This is a genomic window from Mameliella sp. CS4 (genome assembly GCF_019392335.1).
GTDB lineage: Bacteria > Pseudomonadota > Alphaproteobacteria > Rhodobacterales > Rhodobacteraceae > Antarctobacter.
On record NZ_JAHXRQ010000269.1, the window covers coordinates 1 to 240 of the forward strand.

Here is a 240-nt window from a genome sequence, read left to right on the forward strand (position 1 = left end):
CGGCTGTGGTGGAGCTGTTGAGGTTCGCGCTGGAGACGTATTTCAGCGTTCCTAAACCGTCCGAATAAAACAATTTGTCATTTAATTGAGCAAAATAGACGTAGGAAGCGGAAGCGTTGAGCGTTGATCCTGAAATCAGGTTGTAGGAAACGCCGGGTGACCCGAAGTAGAGGCTCTTGGTGGAGGTGCTATTGTCATTAACGGCGATGACGAGACGTTCGGATGCGGCTGTATCGAAGT

General features: G+C 50.0%; 1 protein-coding gene. It reads right to left on the reverse strand.

Annotated elements, in window-relative coordinates; genetic code table 11:
• Positions 1-240 (reverse strand): hypothetical protein (locus KZZ07_RS27355; RefSeq protein WP_219520186.1); only part of this gene is annotated, 240 nt, incomplete at both ends.